This is a genomic window from Vibrio sp. 10N.222.55.C6, assembly GCF_041473395.1.
Classification (GTDB): Bacteria; Pseudomonadota; Gammaproteobacteria; order Enterobacterales; family Vibrionaceae; genus Vibrio; species Vibrio crassostreae_C.
Map to the genome: position 1 here is coordinate 1 of NZ_JBFRSD010001132.1, position 623 is coordinate 623.

At 46.9% G+C, this 623-nt stretch carries 1 protein-coding gene and 1 pseudogene; both read left to right on the top strand.

What is annotated here, in order from left to right:
• Positions 1 to 187: pseudogene (locus AB4486_RS27860) on the top strand (sugar ABC transporter permease); the annotation flags it as partial.
• A partial coding sequence (locus tag AB4486_RS27865) for a carbohydrate ABC transporter permease (protein WP_372120048.1) occupies positions 184 to 623 on the top strand: 440 nt, incomplete at its 3' end. The pseudogene AB4486_RS27860 and the gene AB4486_RS27865, both read left to right, overlap by 4 nt.

The window sequence follows — 623 nt, forward strand, 5'->3', positions numbered from 1 at the left end:
GGTGTACGTGATGACGGGAGGAGGCCCGGGGAACGCCACAGAAACCTTATCGATGTTTGTCTACAAATACGGTTTCCGATTCTTTGACTTAGGAATGGCAAGCGCCTCATCACTGGTCATGCTCGCTATCTCACTCTCTATGACTCTTATCTATGCGAAACGCGTAATGAAAGGAGGCCAAAAATGAATACACGCCTTCATATTTTTTTCGTCTGGGCTGCGACCGGCCTATTTATACTTCCGATCATTTGGATGTTCGGTACTGCCTTTAAGTCACCCGCGGAAATCTTACATTCTGGGACCGCATTATTGCCTTCGACACTGAGCTTCGACTCCTTTCTAAAGGTATGGCAAGGGGAGCTGTTTACTCTAATCAGTAATACCGTACTGGTATCGCTATCTGCAACGGTGGTTTCCGTAATTGTGGCATTCTTCGCTGCTTACGCGTTGGTTCGATACCGCTTTCCAGCCAAACTGGACAACCTGTTTTTATTGTCGGTGTTAATCATCAAAATGATGCCACCGATTGTGGTCGCCATTCCGTTGTACTCGTTAATGAACCAATTCGGGTTACTAAATAGCAAGCTTGGGCTGGTATTGGCGTATCAGGTTTACACCCTGCC